The organism is Streptomyces sp. YS-3, assembly GCF_045257485.1.
GTDB lineage: Bacteria > Actinomycetota > Actinomycetes > Streptomycetales > Streptomycetaceae > Streptomyces.
On record NZ_JBJHPC010000714.1, the window covers coordinates 1 to 3,176 of the forward strand.

The window sequence follows — 3,176 nt, forward strand, 5'->3', positions numbered from 1 at the left end:
AGCGCCCCCCACTCCACGGTGACCTCGCCCTGCCGCCACCGCCGGGGCCCGTCCCGAAGCGGCCAGTCCGCCGTCAGGTCCCGGACCGCCCGGATCCAGCGCTGGCGCGCGCCCAGCGAGGCGTACGGCGCCGCCGCCGCCCACGCCCGGTCGAAGTCGCGCAGGAACGCGTGGACCGGCTCGCCCGGCACGTTCCGGTGGATCAGCGCCTTCGGCAGCCGCTCCGCCAGGTCCGAGGGGCGGTCGAGGGAGCCGAGCCGGGTGGCGAAGGTCACCGTGCGCGGGCCCGAGGCGTCGAGGGCGACCCACACATGCCGCCGCCCGATCTCGTCGCAGGTGCCCTCCACCAGCAGCCCGCCCTCCGCCAGCCGCCCGCACAGCCGCGCCCACACCGCCGCGACCTCGCCCTCCTCGTACTGCCGCAGCACGTTCGCCGCCCGGATCAGCAGCGGCGGGCTGGGCAGTGGCACCTCGAAGCCGCCGTGCAGGAAGGTGAGGCCGTCCCTCTCGTACGGCTTGGCGGCGGCGACCCGGGCGGGTTCGATCTCGATCCCCACCACGGAGACGGCGGGCGCGGCGGTCCGCAGCCGCTGGAGCAGTTCCACGGCCGTCCAGGGGGCCGCCCCGTACCCCAGGTCCACCGCGACGGGCGCCTGGGCGCGGCGCAGCGCGGGCCCGTGGACCTCGGCGATCCAGCGGTCCATACGGCGCAGCCGGTTGGGATTGGTGGTGCCGCGCGTGACGGTGCCGACGGGGCGCTTGGGTGGAGCCATACGACGAGGGTAGGCGCCCTGGGAGGGCGCGCCGGATGGCGGCCCGACGGGCAAGTTTTCGGCAAAAGAGCGGCGAAGCGGAAATGAAAAGAAGGGTTCCGGTGGTTACCGGTCACTGAGGGCGCGCGCGTGCCCTCCATGAGCATGTCCGCGCATGTCCAGAGCGCAGCGCCACCCGCCTTCCCCGGCCGAGAGGACGTCGACGTGAGCCAGTACGTGTCCCGGTTCACCGGCACCCTGGCGGGGCCGCCGCGGCTCCGGCTGCCCGGTGCCCACCGCAGGCCGCGCCGGATCGCCATGCTCAGCGTCCACACCTCCCCGCTGCACCAGCCCGGCACGGGCGACGCGGGCGGGATGAACGTCTACATCGTGGAGCTCGCCAAACGGCTCGCCGCGATCAACATCGAGGTCGAGATCTTCACCCGGGCCACCACCGGCGGGCTCGCCCCCACGGTGGAGATGGCGCCGGGCGTGCTGGTGCGGCACGTGGACGCGGGCCCGTACGAGGGCCTGGCCAAGGAGGAGCTGCCGGCCCAGCTGTGCGCCTTCACCCACGGCGTGATGCAGGCCTGGGCGGGCCACCGGCCCGGCCACTACGACCTGGTCCACTCCCACTACTGGCTCTCCGGCCACGTCGGCTGGCTCGCCGCCCAGCGCTGGGGCGTGCCGCTGGTGCACGCCATGCACACCATGGCCAAGGTCAAGAACGCCGCGCTCGCCGACGGCGACACGCCCGAGCCCGCCGCGCGCGTGATCGGCGAGACGCAGATCGTGGACGCGGCGGACCGGCTGATCGCCAACACCGCCGAGGAGGCCGACGAACTCGTCCGCCACTACGACGCCGACCCCGGCAAGGTCGCGGTCGTCCACCCCGGGGTGAACCTCGACCGCTTCCGCCCCGGGGACGGCCGGGCGGCGGCCCGGGCCCGGCTCGGCCTGCCGCAGGACGCCCTGGTCCCGCTCTTCGCGGGCCGCATCCAGCCGCTGAAGGCGCCCGACATCCTGCTGCGGGCGGTGGCGGTCCTGCTCACCGAGCACCCGTCGCTGCGCTCGCGCCTGGTCGTGCCGGTGATAGGCGGCCCCTCGGGCAGCGGTCTGGCGAAGCCGGAGGGGCTGCACAAGCTGGCGGCCCGGCTCGGCATCTCTGACGTGGTCCGCTTCCACCCGCCGGTCGGCCAGGACCGGCTCGCGGACTGGTTCCGGGCGGCGTCGGTGCTGGTCATGCCCTCCTACAGCGAGTCCTTCGGACTGGTGGCGATCGAGGCGCAGGCGGCGGGGACGCCGGTGGTGGCGGCGTCGGTGGGCGGTCTGCCGGTCGCCGTGCGCTCCGGCGAGACCGGCTTCCTGGTGGCCGGCCACGATCCGGCCGACTACGCGCGCGCCCTGCGCCGCTTCGTGGACGACCCCTCGCTCGCGGACCGGATGGGCGCGGCGGCGGCCCGGCACGCCGAGTCCTTCGGCTGGGGCACGGCCGCGTCGGCCACGGCCGACGTCTACACCGCAGCCATGCAGGAACACCGGCGTCGCGTACGCTCGCACCATGGCTGACGCACGCGCGGTGATCGACGCGTACCTCAAGGACGCGGAGCTGGAGTGGGAGTCCCCGGAGCCGGACTCGTACGTGGTGAAGCTCCCCGGTACGAGGAAGCTGTCCACGACCTGCTCCCTGCGGGTGGGGCGGCACTCCCTGTCGGTCAACGCCTTCGTGGTCCGCCACCCCGACGAGAACGCGGCGGGAGTCCACCGCTGGTGCCTGGAGCGCAACCTCCGTCTGTACGGGGTGGGTTACGCGATCGACAACCTCGGGGACGTCTACCTCGCGGGCAAGCTCCCGCTCTCCTCGGTCACGTTCGAGGAGCTGGACCGGCTGCTCGGGACGGTCCTGGAGGAGGCGGACGGGTCCTTCAACACCCTGCTGGAGCTGGGGTTCGCGGGGGCGATCCGGCGGGAGTACGAGTGGAGGGTGTCGCGGGGGGAGTCCACGCGGAACCTGGACGCGTTCAAGAGCCTGACCCACCCGAGGGACTAGCCCTGCGGCTCGCTGTGGCCGAAGTCCGCCCGCGGGCCGGCGGGGGCTGAGCGCGCAGTTCCCCGCCCCCCTTTTGGGCCCGGTGCTTGTCTGCGGGCCGGTGGGTGGCTGGTCGCGCAGTTCCCCGCGCCCCTTTTGGGTCCGGGTCCGGTCTATGTCTGCGGGCCGGTGGGGGCTGATCGCGCAGTTCCCCGCGCCCCTTTCGTGGCTGGTCGCGCCGTTCCCTGCGTTCCCCGCGCCCCTTTCGTGGCTGGTCGTGCGGTTCCGAGCGTCCCGGACTACCCAGGGGCGCGGGGAACTGCGCGATCAGCCCCCACCTCGCCGCAGGTGAACGATCGGCCGCCCGCCCGAGGGCTTTCGGGAAGGGGCGGGGT

General features: G+C 74.2%; 3 protein-coding genes. 2 read left to right on the plus strand and 1 reads right to left on the minus strand.

Annotated elements, in window-relative coordinates:
• Positions 1 to 773 (minus strand): class I SAM-dependent methyltransferase (locus ACJA3G_RS33730; RefSeq protein ID WP_406556839.1); only part of this gene is annotated, 773 nt, incomplete at its 3' end.
• Between the two features lie 204 nt (positions 774 to 977).
• On the opposite strand from ACJA3G_RS33730, the gene mshA reads away from it, so the two are divergent.
• Both mshA and ACJA3G_RS33740 read left to right on the plus strand, forming a co-directional pair.
• Complete coding sequence (gene mshA / locus ACJA3G_RS33735) at positions 978 to 2,321, plus strand: D-inositol-3-phosphate glycosyltransferase (protein ID WP_406556840.1); 1,344 nt, start codon at positions 978 to 980, stop codon at positions 2,319 to 2,321.
• On the plus strand, positions 2,314 to 2,802 hold the full coding sequence (locus tag ACJA3G_RS33740; RefSeq protein WP_406556841.1) for a YbjN domain-containing protein: 489 nt from the start codon (positions 2,314 to 2,316) through the stop codon (positions 2,800 to 2,802). Before mshA ends, ACJA3G_RS33740 begins: the two co-directional genes overlap by 8 nt.
• The last annotated feature ends 374 nt before the right edge of the window (positions 2,803 to 3,176 follow it).

Excerpts from the sequence above, each read along its gene's own strand:
- ACJA3G_RS33740 (WP_406556841.1), top strand. The coding sequence starts at position 2,314 with ATGGCTGACGCACGCGCGGTGATCGACGCGTACCTCAAGGACGCGGAG.